Raw genomic sequence first — 15,351 nt, 5'->3', positions numbered from 1 at the left:
AAGCCATGCACCGAAGCTGAGGATGTGCGACTTGTCGCACGTGGTAGCGGAGCGTTCCGTAAGTCTGTGAAGGAGGACCCGTGAGGGCCTCTGGAGATATCGGAAGTGCGAATGTTGACATGAGTAACGATAAAGAGGGTGAGAGACCCTCTCGCCGAAAGACCAAGGGTTCCTGCTTAAAGTTAATCTGAGCAGGGTTAGCCGGCCCCTAAGCCGAGGCAGAAATGCGTAGGTGATGGGAACCACGTTAATATTCGTGGGCCTGGTGGTAGTGACGGATCGCAAAAATTGTTCAACCTTATTGGATTGGTTGGGCAGTGGGGCGGTTCCAGGAAATAGCTCCACCATTATAGACCGTACCCGAAACCGACACAGGTGGTCAGGTAGAGTATACCAAGGCGCTTGAGAGAACTATGTTGAAGGAACTCGGCAAATTGCACGCGTAACTTCGGAAGAAGCGTGACCCCAATTTGGGCAACCATATTGGGGTGGCACAGACCAGGGGGTAGCGACTGTTTATCAAAAACACAGGGCTCTGCGAAGTCTAAAGACGACGTATAGGGTCTGACGCCTGCCCGGTGCTGGAAGGTTAAGAGGAGAGGTGCAAGCTTTGAATCGAAGCCCCAGTAAACGGCGGCCGTAACTATAACGGTCCTAAGGTAGCGAAATTCCTTGTCGGGTAAGTTCCGACCTGCACGAATGGCGTAACGACTTCCCCGCTGTCTCCAACATAGACTCAGTGAAATTGAATTCCCCGTGAAGATGCGGGGTTCCTGCGGTTAGACGGAAAGACCCCGTGCACCTTTACTATAGCTTTACACTGGCATTCGTGTCGGCATGTGTAGGATAGGTGGTAGGCTTTGAAGCGGGGACGCCAGTCTTCGTGGAGCCATCCTTGAAATACCACCCTTATCGTCATGGATGTCTAACCGCGGTCCGTCATCCGGATCCGGGACAGTGTATGGTGGGTAGTTTGACTGGGGCGGTCGCCTCCGAAAGAGTAACGGAGGCGCGCGATGGTGGGCTCAGACCGGTCGGAAATCGGTCGTCGAGTGCAATGGCATAAGCCCGCCTGACTGCGAGACTGACAAGTCGAGCAGAGACGAAAGTCGGTCATAGTGATCCGGTGGTCCCGCGTGGAAGGGCCATCGCTCAACGGATAAAAGGTACGCCGGGGATAACAGGCTGATGACCCCCAAGAGTCCATATCGACGGGGTTGTTTGGCACCTCGATGTCGGCTCATCGCATCCTGGGGCTGGAGCAGGTCCCAAGGGTTTGGCTGTTCGCCAATTAAAGCGGTACGTGAGCTGGGTTCAGAACGTCGTGAGACAGTTCGGTCCCTATCTGCCGTGGGTGTAGGAATATTGACAGGATCTGTCCCTAGTACGAGAGGACCGGGATGGACATATCTCTGGTGGACCTGTTGTCCTGCCAAGGGCATAGCAGGGTAGCTATATATGGAATGGATAACCGCTGAAGGCATCTAAGCGGGAAACCAACCTGAAAACGAGTGTTCCCTATCAGGGCCGTGGAAGACGACCACGTTGATAGGCCGGGTGTGGACGTGCAGCAATGCATGAAGCTTACCGGTACTAATAGCCCGATTGGCTTGATCGTTCTCATTGTTCATGCTCATCAAGCAAAGCTTGATGGCATCAGACCTTTGTCCTGACGCGCCGAAGGCGCTGCGGACGGCCCGCCAAACGGTATTTTGCCTGAAGGCAAAAACCGAAAGGCGACGGCCGCTGGCCTGTATGGGTGCCAAAAGCATCCTTCAGGTCTCAAAAGGTTTAAAGACGTGTTCAAAGACTAAAAATGAGGTTCGCCTCAACCAGCTTCTCAAATGTTGCGCTTCGCTGACCTGGTGGTCATTGCGGGGCGGCCGCACCCGTTCCCATTCCGAACACGGCCGTGAAACGCCCCTGCGCCAATGGTACTCCGTCTCAAGACGCGGGAGAGTAGGTCGCTGCCAGGTCTGCAAAACGCAACATATCTTCTCAACTCGAAAACTAACGGCCCCTGGCCGATCCCAAGGGCCGCTCGCAAAGCGGCCTTTCTGCTTTGCTGAACACCAAATAAGAGGATGGCTCACCGATCTTGTTCCGGTGCGCCCCTTACAGGAGACAAATCGCCTTCGGCTATTTGCTCCGGCAATACGCTTCACAGCTTCCCTGTGAAGCAGTCGCGACAAACCTCCAAGAGGTTTGCGCTTGGCGCGGGGTGGAGCAGCCCGGTAGCTCGTCAGGCTCATAACCTGAAGGCCGCAGGTTCAAATCCTGCCCCCGCAACCAAAAACTTCATGAATGCCAATGACTTGTCGGCCTCCCACGGGAGGCCGAAGTCGTTTTAGCCCCACCGGCGATAGAAGGAACCACAGCCGGACAGGGGCTTTGTGACCTGCCACGGGTAATTTCCTCCAGAATGGATTAGAGTCCGGCCCATAAAAGGACGGACGAATGAAGAAGCAGCGATTTACGGAAGAGCAGATTATTGCGGTGTTGAAGGAGCAGGAGGCAGGAGCGAAAGCGGCCGATCTCTGCCGCAAGCACGGAATTTCAGAAGCGACGTTTTATAATTGGAAAGCCAAATACGGCGGCATGGAGGTCTCCGAGGCGAAGCGGCTGAAGGCGCTTGAGGACGAGAACGCGAGGCTGAAGAAGCTGCTGGCCGAACAGATGCTGGATGCAGCCGCACTGCGCGAGCTTCTTGCAAAAAATGTATGGTCCGCCTCGTCCGTGCAAGAGTTCGCGACATCGCAAATGACGATTCCAGTTGCATAAATGTATCCGGCCTCTCGCGAGTGGACTGCGGTTGCAGCCAGGCCATGATGAGATCCGCACACGCCGTTCCCAATAAATGGTCCAGGCACGAAGCCCGCTTTTTTGCACAGGGCTTACGGCATGTTGATCCACTGTTTCGTCATCACTATTCCCGAGCCTTGCAATCGAGCTTGGATCCTCAGGTGAAGGCAGGGTCTCTGCGTTCGTAGAGCGCTCCAGGCCTGGTCAGGACGACCCAGACGATCCGGGCCATTTTAGCGGCAAGTGCGACGACAGCTTTGTTGGGGTGCATCCGAGCCTGAAGGCCATCCAGCCAGTTCCCCAATCGATCTCGTGTTCGGTCGAGGTGCCGAAAGCAGGATCGTGCTCCATGTACGAGGAGCTTGCGCACATAGCGGTTCCCCCGCTTGCTGATGCCGAGAAGCTTCTGCTTTCCTCCGGTCGAGTATTCCCGTGGCACAAGGCCAAGCCACGCTGCCAGATCGCGAGCTTTCTGGAATTGCCGGCCGTTTCCAATGGCAGCCAGGAGCGCAGTTGCCCCCAACGCTCCGATCCCAGGGATCGTCATGAGCCGTCTTGCGGCATCCTCTCGACTGGCTACAGCTTCGATCTCGCGTGTGACGTCGCCGATGCGTCGTTCCAACTGGCCTAGATCGGTGAACAAATCTGCAAGCAGCTTACGCATCGCCGACGAAAGGTCGTTTGACCGGTCCTCGATAACTTGCGGCAGGTCGAGCTTGAACAGGCCCGCGCCTTGCCGCAGGGCGATCCCGTATTCGAGGCAGAATGCTCGCATTTGATTGATCAGGCGTGTCCTTGTGCCGATCATCTGATCCCGCACCCGGTGCAAAGCCTGAAGATCGGCTTGTTCTTCGCTTTTGAGTGCTGCAAACCGCATCGTTGGTCGGGTCGCCGCCTCAGCGATCGCCTCCGCATCGATGATATCGGACTTGTTCGATTTGACGTAGGGCTTCACAAACTGTGCGGGGATCAAGCGTACCCTATGCCCGAGAGCCTGTATCTTCCTGGCGATCCACTGAGATCCCGCGCACGATTCCATCCCCACGATCGCCGGCGCCGCTCGTTCGAAGAACTGCAGCAGTGTGTCGCGTCGGAACCGAACCTTCTGGACGGGCACGCCATCGCTTCTGAGACCGACGACGTGGAATATGTTCTTGCCGATATCAATTCCGTAGACAGCCGCTGGGCGCGGCACATTGCGCTGTGGCATTGCAACCTCCTTCAGTTTGAAAGCCTCATGATGCGGCAGGAGGACGAGGCGGACCATCCCATTAATGGTAGGGCCTGCCGCCAAGCGTGACGCCGTCACGCATCTGAAGGCCGTGATGGGTCTTTCGGAACGGCGGGCCTGCCAGATCATATCTGCTGACCGCAAGATGATCCGCTACCGGTCGTGCCGACCGCCGGAGGTGGCGCTGCGAGCAAAGCTGCGCGACTTGGCCAATGAACGACGGCGCTTCGGTTATAGAAGGTTGTTCATCCTGCTCCGGCGGGACGGAGAGCGGTCTGGCGTCAATCGCATCTACCGGCTCTATCGCGAGGAAGGTCTTTCCGTCCGCAAGCGGAAAGCCAGGCGGCGTGCCGTCGGCACGCGTGCGCCGATCCTGGTCGAGGCGAAGGCCAATGCCCGCTGGTCGCTGGACTTCGTGCATGACCAGTTTGCCTGCGGCAGACGCTTTCGCGTGCTCAACATTGTCGATGATGTGACGCGCGAATGCCTGGCAGCGATCCCGGACACGTCTATCTCTGGTCGGCGGGTCGCCCGAGAACTGACGACGCTGATCGAACGACGCGGCAAGCCAGGAATGATTGTCTCCGACAACGGCACCGAACTCACGTCGAATGCCATCCTCGCCTGGTCGAAAGATCACAAGGTCGAATGGCACTACATCGCGCCAGGAAAGCCGATGCAGAATGGCTATGTCGAGAGTTTCAACGGGCGCATGCGCGACGAGCTGCTCAACGAAAGCCTGTTCTTCGGCCTCGATCATGCCCGCAGCGCCATTGCTGAATGGGCGGACGACTACAACCATTTCCGGCCGCACTCCTCGCTCGGATACCAAACCCCGGCAGATTTTGCCGGGACCATCGCCGCAACCGGCTCCAACGCTACGCAAGATGAAGGCTACGCGTTTCCGCCGGTTGCTCACACCGCGCCACTTGGCGTATTCAAAACCGCCGGGGCTCTAGTCGCCGCTGGATGAAAGTTCCATGGCAGGTCACTACGGCACGTCAAGGGAGGCGACCCAGACGGGGCGGTCTGGCCGCTGGGTGCGGAAAGGTGCGTCGTTCGATCAGGAGCGACGCAAGAGCTCATCGATTGTCGCGCGAAGCGTCGATAGCTTCCCGCAGGGCCTCCGCAACCTGCCGTCGTGTATAGGGCTTTGCAAGCGGCCGGAATCGCGATGTGGTGCCGATGCGTTCGATATCCGCGTAGCCGGTCGTCAGGACTACCGGGAGGTTCGGATACTGCGCCACGATCTTGCCCGCCATGGCGTGGCCGTCAATTGGGCCGGGCATGACCACGTCCGAGAAAACCAAATCGAATGAACCGTCCGTTTTCAGTATCTGCAACGCTTCCGTTGCATCGGCCGCGCTTGTGACGGAATAGCCGAGAGAGACAAGTGTTGCGGCGGCAAATTCTCGAACCATCGGGTCATCCTCGACCACGAGAATATGCTCGCTGCCACCATCCGGCAGAACATTCGAAGAGGTATCGGCAGGTAGTTCCGTCGGCGTCAGTCGGGGAAAATACAGGGAGACGGCCGTTCCTTTGCCTGGCTCCGATTCTATTTCGATCCGGCCCTCCGATTGCCGCACAAAACCGTATACCACGCTGAGGCCTAGGCCACTGCCCTTGCCGAAGGGCTTTGTGGTGAAGAATGGCTCGAACGCCTTTGCGCGCGTTTCCGCATTCATCCCAAAGCCATTGTCCGAGATCCGGATCAATGCGTCTTTGCCGCTTTGCGCCGTCGAGATTGTCAGCCTGCCGCCGGTGGGCATTGCGTCGCGGGCGTTGATGCACAGGTTCATGACAGACGCTTCCAGTTTCGCTGCGTCCGCTCTGATGTGACCCGCCGCCGGATTGAGTTCGAGCTGCAGGATGATCGTTTCCCCAAGTGCAGTCGATAGCAATCGCTCCATGGCCAGTATGGAACTGTTGATATTCAAGGCCGCCGGTTCAAGAGGTTGCCGCCCGGCAAAGGAGAGAAGTTGGCGTGTGAGGGCGGCACCCTGCCGCGAGGCTTTGTGGTTTAGCTGCGCTATCGCAGAAAGTCTCGGATCGGCAACCTCGTCGGCCAAAGTCTCCGCCGTCCCGATGATGACCGTCAGCAGGTTGTTGAAGTCATGGGCGACCCCGCCCGTCAGTTGGCCTATGGCTTCCAGCCGCTGCGCCTGAAGCCGTTTTGCCTCGTTCAGTCGCGTCTCGGTGATGTCGCGGAGACCACCTACCATCCGGGTTGCCTTTCCTGCGGCATTGCGGATGATGTGACCCTGATCGAGGACCTCGGCATAGGTACCCGTTCCGCGGCGGAAGCGGAACTCTTCGGCCCAGGTTTCCGCCTCCCCATTGATCGCGGCAAGCACGCTCGACACGACACGTGCGCGGTCGTCCGGATGTATGTTGGCTTCCCATTCCTGTACTCCGCCCTCGACCGGCAAGTCGTCATGCCCGAAGACGGAAGCGATGTTGCTGTTCCATTGCACATGGCCGGTCGCAATGTCCCAATCCCAAATCGCGTCCGTCGTCATCATGGCGACGATTGCGAAACGTTCCTCGCTTTCGGCCAGCTGTTCCTCCGCTCGCTTTCTGTCGGTGATGTCGCGACCGGTTGCGACGAAATGGCTCGCCAATCCGTCGGAGCCGAAAATGGGCGAGATGCTCATGTCCGCCCAGTATTCGCGACCGTCCTTGGCGTAGTTGAGAAGTTCGGCCCGGATCGCCTTCGGCAATGCGATTGCGTGATTGATCTCTTCAATTGCTCCAGCGTCGGTCCGCGGCCCCTGCAGGAAGCCGGGGGAGCGGCCGAGCGCGTCGTGCGGTGAATAGCCGGTGATCCTGACGAAGGCGTCGTTGACGTACACGATCGTTTGCCCGTCCCCGGGCTGCGATGCGGCCTTCGTTATCATAACGAAATCCTCGATTCTCGAGATCGCCATTTCCAGCAGGTGCAAGTGCTGATCGGCTGCGTGCCGTTTCGTGACGTCGCGGAAATAGACCGTCAGTCCCGTGGGGCCGGGATAGGCGGTGACGGAAAACCATGCGTCAAGGGACTCATAAAATACTTCGAAATCGACCGTTTTGCTCTCCCTGACGGCGCGCTCGTAGTGTTGCCGGATAATCCCCGAAGAAGCCTCTGGAAACTCCTGCCAGATCAGGCGGCCCAGAAGCCTCGAACGAGAGCGCTCAAGCAGTCGTTCGGCCTGATGGTTAAGGTAGGTGAAGCGCCAATCAGTATCGACCTGAAAAAAGGCATCGCTGATGTTCTCCATCGACTCGGCGAAACGCCGCTCGAGGTCCCTGGCCGTATTTTCCAGTCGTTTGCCCTCGTCGATATCCTGGAGGGCACCCTGGATGCGTGCGATTTGGCCCTGGTCATCGCGGATCGCCACGCCGATCGCGCGAACCCATTTTCGACGGCCTGTGCCGGCGATGATCTCCACCTCGAGATCGAAGGGTAGCCCGGTCGCAACGCAGGCCTCGAAGTGACTAGTGATCGTTTCTCGCCATTCCGGCGCAAAATAGCCTAACCCCTCCTCGAGGGTTACTGTTTCGCCCCTTTGTCTCTCGTGAATTGCGGAGGTCTCATCCGACCATTCAATTCTCCGGTCCGGCAGGTGCACCACCCATCCGCCGAGCTTCGCGGTTTTGCCGGCGATTTCGAGAAGCGCCTGGTTTCCGTAGAAATCTTGCGGCCGGCGGCCGGCCTCCTCCCGCGAGACGACTAGCCGAGCAGAAAACCGATCCAATGCGCCTCTGAGGCTGCTCACGAGAGCGAGCAAGCCTTTGCGAGCGATTACGTTTCCACGTCGCATGTTGTACGTCTTCCTCAGCGTGGTTGATTTCAACTTCTCGATAATCTCCACGAGCGCCGTAATCCATGAGAGATCGCGCCCTTTTAACCTTTTTTAAATTTGGCGCGGCGGTCGCTTAAGGGTGTGCCGATCTAATCGACGCCATCAACGGCCATGTTTCCCATCTCCGACGGATGAAGGGATCGCCAAGCATCGAGGTCATCCTGTGAAGCCTGCAAAGAGAACGACCTATCTCAGTCGCGTCGAGTCGGAGTACTTCAGCCGTAACTGGTACCGCCGCAGTGTCACGCTTTTCTGCAATTTGCTCTTCACCGGGAAATGGATGCGCAAGGCGCAAATCGTTCGCTGCCTCATCGTAGAAATCAGCGAGGGTGGGGCGACGGTACGCATAGAAAAGTCGCAGGTACCGGATCACCTTTATCTCGTTTTCGGTCGGTTTGACCTGGTTATCGGCAGTATTGTCGTTCAGCGCGATCCGGGGTTCCTGCATCTTTGCTTCGTCAAGCAATTGAGGCCGGAGTTCGTCAATCGGCTGGCACGCAAGAGCTCCCCGTTTTCGACCTTGGAAAGCCATAGCCCAGCAACCATATCAACGAGTGAAAACGTGCAGCCAACGCTGCGCCCGCCACCTCCGCCGTATGGCGCTCGGGAAGGAGGCTTGGGCCAAACTACCAAGCTATCGAAAAGACCATGAATATAATGATCATCGAAGATCAGCGAGACGTCGTTGAAATGTTGCGACTGAGCTGGTCGGATTCCCGCGACAGGCTCGATTGCCTGGCAACCGCGAAGCAAGCGAGCCGCTTCATTCATTCGAACGAAATCGCCGCCTATGACTGCATTCTCATCGATATCAACCTGACGGACGGGAGCGGACTGGAACTGCTTCGCGAAGCGCGCCTGCGCTCCGATGTCCCGATCATCATGATCTCGGGCGCTGGAGATGCCGATAGTCGGGCAGACGCCATCAGTGTCGGCGCAGACGACTATGTGATGAAGCCATTTAGCGTGAAAGAACTGCGGGCCCGCGTACATCGCCTCTGCGAGGCACGACTGGGTCGCGGGGCTCTGCGGCAGAGTGTTTCGTTCAGGATCGGCAATGTCGATTGTGATATCGGGCGTCTATCGATGGATTTCGCGGGCGCCAGCCAGTCGCTCACGGCCCTCGAAGGAAGGATACTGCGCGTTCTCTACGACAGCGCAGGTGAAGATTGTCCCAAATCGTCTATTGCGCGACAGGCGCTGTTTCGCGAACACGACCCGCGCGACAAGACGATCGACGTCTACATAAACCGGCTTCGCGGTAAACTTTTGGAGCTGGACGCCGCGAGCGGTGACGCCATCAAGACGATCCGCGGCGTGGGATATCGCCTGAACAGTGTTCCGAACAATGAGAGTTGAAGTCCTATGCTTCAGTCAGCGGGTAGTGCAGCGATTTGCGCGGGGACGGTTGCCGGATCTGAAAAATCGTCGCCGGATGAGGTGGCACGCCTCAAACGCCTGAGTGAATTGGCGATCGTTTCAACCGGTCCGGATCCGGTGCTCGATGCGCTGGTTGATGCAGCCTGCCTCGCGGCCGGCACGCCGATCGGCCTCATCACATTGCTTGATGGCGAACGTCAGTGGTTCAAGTCGAAACGGGGTATCGGAGGGGAAGGTTCTTCCAGAGCGGACGCCTTCTGCGACTACACAATTCGATCGTCGAAGCTTTTCGTCGTACCGGACGCTCTTCGCGACGTCCGCTTCGTCGATAATCCTTTCGTCATCGGAAGTGACAGGATCCGCTTCTACGCCGGCGTACCGCTGGAAATAGAACCGGGGCTTCGGCTCGGCTCGCTCTGCGTTCTCGATCGGGCGCCCAGGCGCCTTGGAGCCGAGGTGCGTGGCTTGCTAGATCGGCTGGCGCGCTGCGCCGTGGAACGTCTTCTGCAATCTGAAGACCGCTATCTGTTGTCGCGGATCGACTCTGGCCGGCTGGATCGGGCAAATGCCGACAAAGCGGCGCTTGCGCTTGCAGAGGAGGCGCTCGCGAACGATCTTTTCGTGCTCCACTATCAGCCCAAGATTGCGCTCGATACGGGAAGGCGCATTGGTTTCGAGGCTCTGTTGCGGCTTCAGAAAGCCGATGGATCGGCAATCGGTCCCGCAGCCTTTTCCGCGGCTTTCGACCAGCCCATATTATCCAGGCGTATAGGCAGCCATGTGTTGCGGTGCGCTGTCGCACAAGCCAAGGCGTGGGAGGAGGCCGGTGTCGATTTCGGGCACATCGCGATCAACGTGTCGTCCGCAGAGTTTATCGAGTTGCCCGGTCATCCTTGCCTTGTCGACGAAGTCCTTGACGCAGCGCGGTCTGCAGGACTTTCACCCCGTCGTATACAGATCGAGGTCACGGAAGGTGTCATGCTGACAGAGAGGGGTGGCGATATCGGGCGGCAGCTTGAGGCGCTGCGTGCGGCCGGGTTTATCGTTGCTTTTGACGATTTCGGTACCGGCTTCGCCTCACTCGTGCATTTGAAGGAGTTTGCCTATGACCAAATCAAGATCGACGCTTCCTTTGTGCGTGCGATGATCGGCTCAAGTGCCGACCATGCAATTGTGAAGGCCATCATCGATATGGCAAAGGCACTTGGAAAGCAGGTCGTAGCTGAGGGTGTGGAAACCGTGGGAGAACTCCGCGCACTACAAGAGCTCGGCTGCCCCTATGGCCAGGGTTTCCTTTTCGGCCGGCCTGCCAGCGTATCTGATTTACAGTTTTTTCCCGGCTAATGGACGGGAATACGGTCGCCTCCCCACACATTTGATACGAGGTGCTGTTGCTTCACCGCTCCTGCCTGCGTCCGTCTTCAGCATCTCATTGATGAAGTAGCAGCGCTCCGAGCTTCGGCCCGGGCAAGCAGAGGGTGTTCCCGAGCAGGTATGCCCTTTCGCTCTTGTCCGTTGATTTTCATACTTCATTGCGACGAGCGGCCGACCTTTTGGCAAAGGCACGATATCAGTTCGCATGTGGGCCGATGTTTGAAGTCTAGGCTCAGCGGATATTGCTCTCTTTTGATCTAACTTGCTGTATTCTGATGTCACTTGGCTCCATGGTAGTCCATTCTCTTGCTATCAACGTCTCCGTGTGAAAAATTCTTAGCGTGAAACAGGCGATCTTCAGCCATCAGGTGCTATAGGGGCACTCCGGCTCCATTCATGACCTCAAGGATTTGGAGCGCTGGGCCATGGTCAATTCGCCCGCATCCTGCAGCAGACCGCCGTCGGGCCCGCCGTTGTCGCTGGCAGTCGGCTGGTACGCCGTAACCGTCCTGTGTGTGGCTCTTCTAGTCTCCTACACCGATCGGCTGATCATCAATCTCGTGGTCGATCCGATCAGGAACGACCTCGAGCTGACGGATATCGAAATCAGCCTGCTGCAGGGCGCCGGCTTTGCCATCATATTCGCTCTTGCCGGTCTTCCCTGCGGAAGGCTGGCGGATTCCGTCAATCGCCGGAACCTCATTGCGGGCGGCGTCCTGTTGTGGTCGGCCGCGACGATCGGCTGCGGGTTGTCCTCCGGTTTCGGGAGCTTCTTCGGTGCCCGGATTGCGGTGGGGCTGGGAGAGGCGGCGCTGGTGCCGGCGGCATCTTCGCTGATCATCGATTTTTTCTCGCCGCGCCGTCGAGGGACGGCGCTCGGGTTCTTTTCGCTCGGAGCCACGTTCGGCGCTGGCGGCGCACTCCTCATCGGCGGGCTGCTTCTCCGCTGGATCGACGCGGGATGGTTTACCCATGCTCCCCTGATCGGGGAACTGGCGCCATGGCGGCAGCTGATGGTGCTGGTCGGTCTCCCGGGCATTGTCCTGCTGCCTTTTCTCATCTCGATCCCCGAGCCGGCGCGACGCAACAGTTCCGGTCTGCTCCCGCTCCGGAGCGTTTTTCAGCACCTGATCGCGGACAGGGGAACGGTTTTGCGCGTCTGCCTCGTCAAAGGTGTCCTGGCGATCGGCGACAACGGACTTTTTGCCTGGATGCCGACGCTGTTGCAGCGTTCCTACGGCATGACCTCGATGGAGGTGGGAAGCTATCTTGCGCTGGCGGTCTCCCTCAGCGGGGCGACCGCAGCCGTGGCGGGAGGGGCGCTCTCCGATTGGTTTGCGCGGCGCTGGGGCGTTGAGACGCGCGTCGTGTTGCTGCTGGGCTGCTATTTGCTGACGATTGCCGGGGCTTCGATGGTCTTTTTTGCCGGCACGGGGCCACAGGCCGCCCTGGCGCTGGGCATATGGGCATTCGGGTCGATCGGCGGCTATGTCATCGGCCACGTCGTGATGCAGGAAAGCGTGCCAAGCGAGATGCGCGCGACGACGATCGCCCTGTCGTTGACCTTCATCGGATTGATCGGGATCGGCCTGGGGCCGACCCTCGTGCCCGTGGTGGCTGAACATGCATTCGGCGGCGGAAAAGCGCTTCAGCTGGCGATGGGCACGGTCGGCCTGTTTGCCGCTCTTCTGGCCTTCGCCGTGATCTGGCCGCCGATCCGGATCGGCCTTGTCGCCTTGAGATCGCAAGCTGCGAAGTCATAAGAGGCGGAGCGACAGAGGCGTTCCGCGCTCCTACCGAGCGATGCGGGTGTCGATCAGCGCGCGTGCACGCCTCAGATCGCCGGTCGAAAACCCTTCGTCGAACCGACCGTAAGTCGATGCGAGCATGTCCTCGGCCTCATCGTTGCCGCCTCTCTCGCGCCAAAGCTTCACGAGGCTGATCGCGGAACGCAGCTCCCAGGAAAGCGCCCCGTCGCGGCGCGCGAGTTCGATCGAACGACGATAACAATCGGTCGCCTTGTCCTGTCCTTGCGGGTCCTGGAAACGAATGACATTCCCCTTGATCCGCAGCATCTCGGGGATGCCGACGATCTGTCCGCGGCTTTCGGAGAGCGTGATCGCGTCGTCGATACAGGCAAGACCGCCTTCGACATCACCCTGCCGGGCGAGTGCTTCGCCATAATTAGTAAGGTAATTGGGATAGCGCATGCGGAAGCCGCCCTCGCGGACTTCGGTCAATGTCTCGCGAAAAGCGGCGAGATCGACGGGATGGTTGGTGTAGAGGTTCAATCGGTAGCGCGGACCGACCGCCATGGCGCGCCAGATCGTCAGGCCGTGTCTGGTCGCATGCTCCACGCCACGTTCGAGATACCGGTATGCGGCCTCATAGTCGCGGAGATAGAGCGCAACGATGACGGAACCGTGCAGGAGGGCGTAGCAGAGCGAAACCGCATAGTTGGACGCCTCGGCTTCCTCGAGTTGGCGTCGCGCCGTCTCCAGGGCCTGGTCCGGAAAGCCTTGCAGCCATTGGACGGTCGCTAATGCGCCGCGGGCCGTCAGCCGCTGGTCGAATTCAAAGCGGGCTACATCCGGGCGCAGGTTGCGACTGACTGGTTGACGGACGATGCTCTCGAGACGATGCCGGGATGCGGCGAGGGCTCCGAGCCAGGACAAGGCTGATCCGGCCTGGGCATCGGCTTCGGCGCTGGCGGCTCCGTCTTCTTCGGAGATGGCGCGGATCTTCTCGGCAAGCGCTATTGCCGCATGGGAGTCGCCCGTCCACAATTCGTATTCCGAAAGTCCCCGCAGACATTCCAGTTGTAAGTCGATGTCGCCCAGCATCTCGGCGATCTCCAACGCCTTGCCCAGGGACACCTTCACCTGCACCAACGGGCCACGCGTGTGCAGGAGCGTCGCGCCAAGCGTGAGGTTGAGGATCAGGTCGTCCCGTATGCTGCGATGTGCGTGAAAGCGATCGTCGAGCGCCCGTTCGACGGCCATCCGGCATTCTTCGACCAGCGACATCTGCTTGCCGAACGGAATGGCCGCCACCGTGAGCCGCACGCCGAGCGCCGCGGCGGAACCGGTGAAGGCCCAGCGCAATGCATCACGGATATCATCGGTCTTCGGGCCGTAACGGGCGAGCCAATCGATCCGTGGCAGTCGATCCACATCGGCTTTCGCCAGCCCGACGAGTTCGAGGCAATGTTCCGCGTGGCGCTGCCTTGCGCCATCGAGCTCATGGCTCGTCGCAAGTTTTTCAAGCGCATAGGCGCGGGTGGTATCGAGCATTCGATACTCGACCTCCATGTCGTGCACTTCGGCGGTCAGCAGCGACTTGGCGACCAGGCTGGCGATGCCGTCTATCACCAGGACACGATCGATCTGCGCATCGGCGGCGACGGTGCAGGCCGAATTGAGGCTGAAGAGGCCGGCGAAGATGGCCACCCGCCGCATGATCGCGCGCTCGCTCTCGGAGAGAAGATCATAACTCCAGTCGATCGTCGCGGTGAGCGTTCGATGGCGTTCGATGCCGCCCCGGTGTCCCTGCAGCAGCCGGAAACGATCGTCGAGTTGCTTGAGCAGTTCGGCAATGCCGAAGGCATCGACGCGGGTGGCCGCCAATTCGATGGCGAGCGCAAGCCCGTCGAGCTTGCGGCAGATCTCCGCGACGAGCGGAGCATCGGCATCGCCGAAATCGAAGGATTCGAGCCTGTCGGTCGCCCGATCGACGAAAAGCTGGACAGCCGGGAAAGCCAAGGCGGTGTCCGCCCTAAGTCCTCTTGTCTCGGATGGCGTCGCCAATCCGGGCAATCTGCGAACCCGCTCGCCTTTCACCCGAAGAGGTTCGCGGCTGGTCGCCAAAATCCTGATGCCGGGCGCCTCCGTCAGGATACGGTCGATACTTGCGGCGGCGGATTCGATGATATGTTCGCAGCTGTCGAATACAAGCAGCATCTCGCGGTCGCGCAGAAATCCGCTGAGAGCCGCCAGCATGTTGGCGGAATGCGCGGCGAGGCCGATGGCGGTGGCGATCACGTTGGGGATGAGCGCCGGATCCTTGAGCGGGGACAGATCGACCAGCCAGACCCCGTCCCGGGTCAATCCGACGGTCTGCTGGGCGACGGCGAGAGCCACGGTCGTCTTGCCGATCCCGCCGGCGCCCACGATCGAAACCATCCGCGCGTCCTGCAACTCCCCCAGTGTCGCGTTGATGGCATCCTGGCGCCCGACAATGCGAGTGGTGGCCGTCGGAAGGTTGTGGTTGCGCGGTGCCACCGTTTCGGTGTTGGGCGGGAGAGGGGCCGATCCGGAATATTGGACCGGAGCGGTGAAACGATAGCCGCGGCCAACGACAGTGGCGATGTACTGTATCGTGTCCGGTCCCTCTTCAAGCGCTCGCCTGAGAGCGGCCATGTTGACCTTGAGATTGCCTTCCTCGACGATCGTGTCCGGCCAGACGCGGGACATCAGCTCGCGCTTGCCGACGACGTCCCCGGGCCGTTCGACCAGCATGGTGAGGATATCGAGGGCCCGCCCTCCGATGCGGACAGGGGTCTCGTCACGCATCAGCAATTGGCGTTCGGGCAGCAGCAGGAACGGGCCAAAGACGAATGACCGCGGTGCGACATCGCTCATCACATCCCCTCCATTCCCGATCCGCGTTTCTGCGGCGTAATAGCATGGAGCGGCCTCCAGCGGAAACAAAAGCGCG

The 15,351-nt window shown here is 59.4% G+C and carries 7 protein-coding genes, 1 tRNA gene, 2 rRNA genes and 2 pseudogenes (1 of these 12 running past the window's edge); 9 read left to right on the top strand and 3 right to left on the bottom strand.

What is annotated here, in order from left to right; all coding sequences use genetic code 11:
* The 4 genes and pseudogenes from ACSQ8R_RS16950 to ACSQ8R_RS16935 all read left to right on the top strand — a co-directional run.
* Positions 1-1,618, top strand: a 23S ribosomal RNA gene (locus ACSQ8R_RS16950); it begins 1,183 nt to the left of the window's first position.
* 243 nt (positions 1,619-1,861) lie between these two features.
* Positions 1,862-1,976 (top strand): 5S ribosomal RNA (gene rrf, locus ACSQ8R_RS16945).
* Positions 1,977-2,215: 239 nt separating this feature from the next.
* Positions 2,216-2,292, top strand: a tRNA-Met gene (locus tag ACSQ8R_RS16940).
* Between the two features lie 165 nt (positions 2,293-2,457).
* A pseudogene (locus ACSQ8R_RS16935) lies at positions 2,458-2,721 on the top strand (transposase); the annotation flags it as partial.
* Between the two features lie 238 nt (positions 2,722-2,959).
* Here the strand turns inward: ACSQ8R_RS16935 and ACSQ8R_RS16930 are convergent.
* Positions 2,960-4,012, bottom strand: coding sequence for an IS110 family transposase (locus ACSQ8R_RS16930; protein WP_436251768.1), 1,053 nt, complete (start codon positions 4,010-4,012; stop codon positions 2,960-2,962).
* Between the two features lie 64 nt (positions 4,013-4,076).
* On the opposite strand from ACSQ8R_RS16930, the pseudogene ACSQ8R_RS16925 reads away from it, so the two are divergent.
* A pseudogene (locus ACSQ8R_RS16925) lies at positions 4,077-5,006 on the top strand (IS3 family transposase); the annotation flags it as partial.
* A gap of 109 nt (positions 5,007-5,115) precedes the next feature.
* Here the strand turns inward: ACSQ8R_RS16925 and ACSQ8R_RS16920 are convergent.
* Positions 5,116-7,890 (bottom strand): PAS domain S-box protein, encoded by a 2,775-nt coding sequence (locus ACSQ8R_RS16920; RefSeq protein WP_436254456.1) that lies wholly within the window; start codon positions 7,888-7,890, stop codon positions 5,116-5,118.
* Positions 7,891-8,044: 154 nt separating this feature from the next.
* Between ACSQ8R_RS16920 and ACSQ8R_RS16915 the strand changes: the two genes are divergently transcribed.
* The 4 genes from ACSQ8R_RS16915 to ACSQ8R_RS16900 all read left to right on the top strand — a co-directional run bounded on the left by ACSQ8R_RS16915 (position 8,045) and on the right by ACSQ8R_RS16900 (position 12,398).
* The gene (locus tag ACSQ8R_RS16915) at positions 8,045-8,533 is read left to right on the top strand and encodes a hypothetical protein (RefSeq protein WP_436254455.1); all 489 of its coding nucleotides are present in this window, start codon (positions 8,045-8,047) and stop codon (positions 8,531-8,533) included.
* Positions 8,534-8,538: 5 nt separating this feature from the next.
* A complete protein-coding gene (locus tag ACSQ8R_RS16910) occupies positions 8,539-9,240 on the top strand; it encodes a response regulator transcription factor (RefSeq protein ID WP_436254454.1) in 702 nt (233 codons plus the stop codon).
* 6 nt (positions 9,241-9,246) lie between these two features.
* The gene (locus ACSQ8R_RS16905) at positions 9,247-10,605 is read left to right on the top strand and encodes a sensor domain-containing phosphodiesterase (RefSeq protein WP_436254453.1); all 1,359 of its coding nucleotides are present in this window, start codon (positions 9,247-9,249) and stop codon (positions 10,603-10,605) included.
* A 455-nt stretch (positions 10,606-11,060) separates the two neighbouring features.
* Positions 11,061-12,398 (top strand): MFS transporter, encoded by a 1,338-nt coding sequence (locus ACSQ8R_RS16900; protein ID WP_436254452.1) that lies wholly within the window; start codon positions 11,061-11,063, stop codon positions 12,396-12,398.
* A gap of 30 nt (positions 12,399-12,428) precedes the next feature.
* Here ACSQ8R_RS16900 and ACSQ8R_RS16895 read toward each other — a convergent pair whose 3' ends face one another.
* On the bottom strand, positions 12,429-15,275 hold the full coding sequence (locus ACSQ8R_RS16895) for an ATP-binding protein (protein ID WP_436254451.1): 2,847 nt from the start codon (positions 15,273-15,275) through the stop codon (positions 12,429-12,431).
* Between the last annotated feature and the right edge of the window lie 76 nt (positions 15,276-15,351).

The sequence above is a fragment of the Neorhizobium sp. LjRoot104 genome (genome assembly GCF_964253725.1).
Classification (GTDB): Bacteria; Pseudomonadota; Alphaproteobacteria; order Rhizobiales; family Rhizobiaceae; genus Neorhizobium.
The sequence above is the reverse complement of the archived record's forward strand: the minus strand, read 5'-3'. Positions and strand labels throughout refer to the sequence as shown.

Coding starts and splice junctions, on each gene's coding strand:
- ACSQ8R_RS16930 (WP_436251768.1), bottom strand. CDS start 4,012: ATGCCACAGCGCAATGTGCCGCGCCCAGCGGCTGTCTACGGAATTGAT.
- ACSQ8R_RS16910 (WP_436254454.1), top strand. CDS start 8,539: ATGATCATCGAAGATCAGCGAGACGTCGTTGAAATGTTGCGACTGAGC.
- ACSQ8R_RS16905 (WP_436254453.1), top strand. CDS start 9,247: ATGCTTCAGTCAGCGGGTAGTGCAGCGATTTGCGCGGGGACGGTTGCC.
- ACSQ8R_RS16900 (WP_436254452.1), top strand. CDS start 11,061: ATGGTCAATTCGCCCGCATCCTGCAGCAGACCGCCGTCGGGCCCGCCG.
- ACSQ8R_RS16895 (WP_436254451.1), bottom strand. CDS start 15,275: ATGAGCGATGTCGCACCGCGGTCATTCGTCTTTGGCCCGTTCCTGCTG.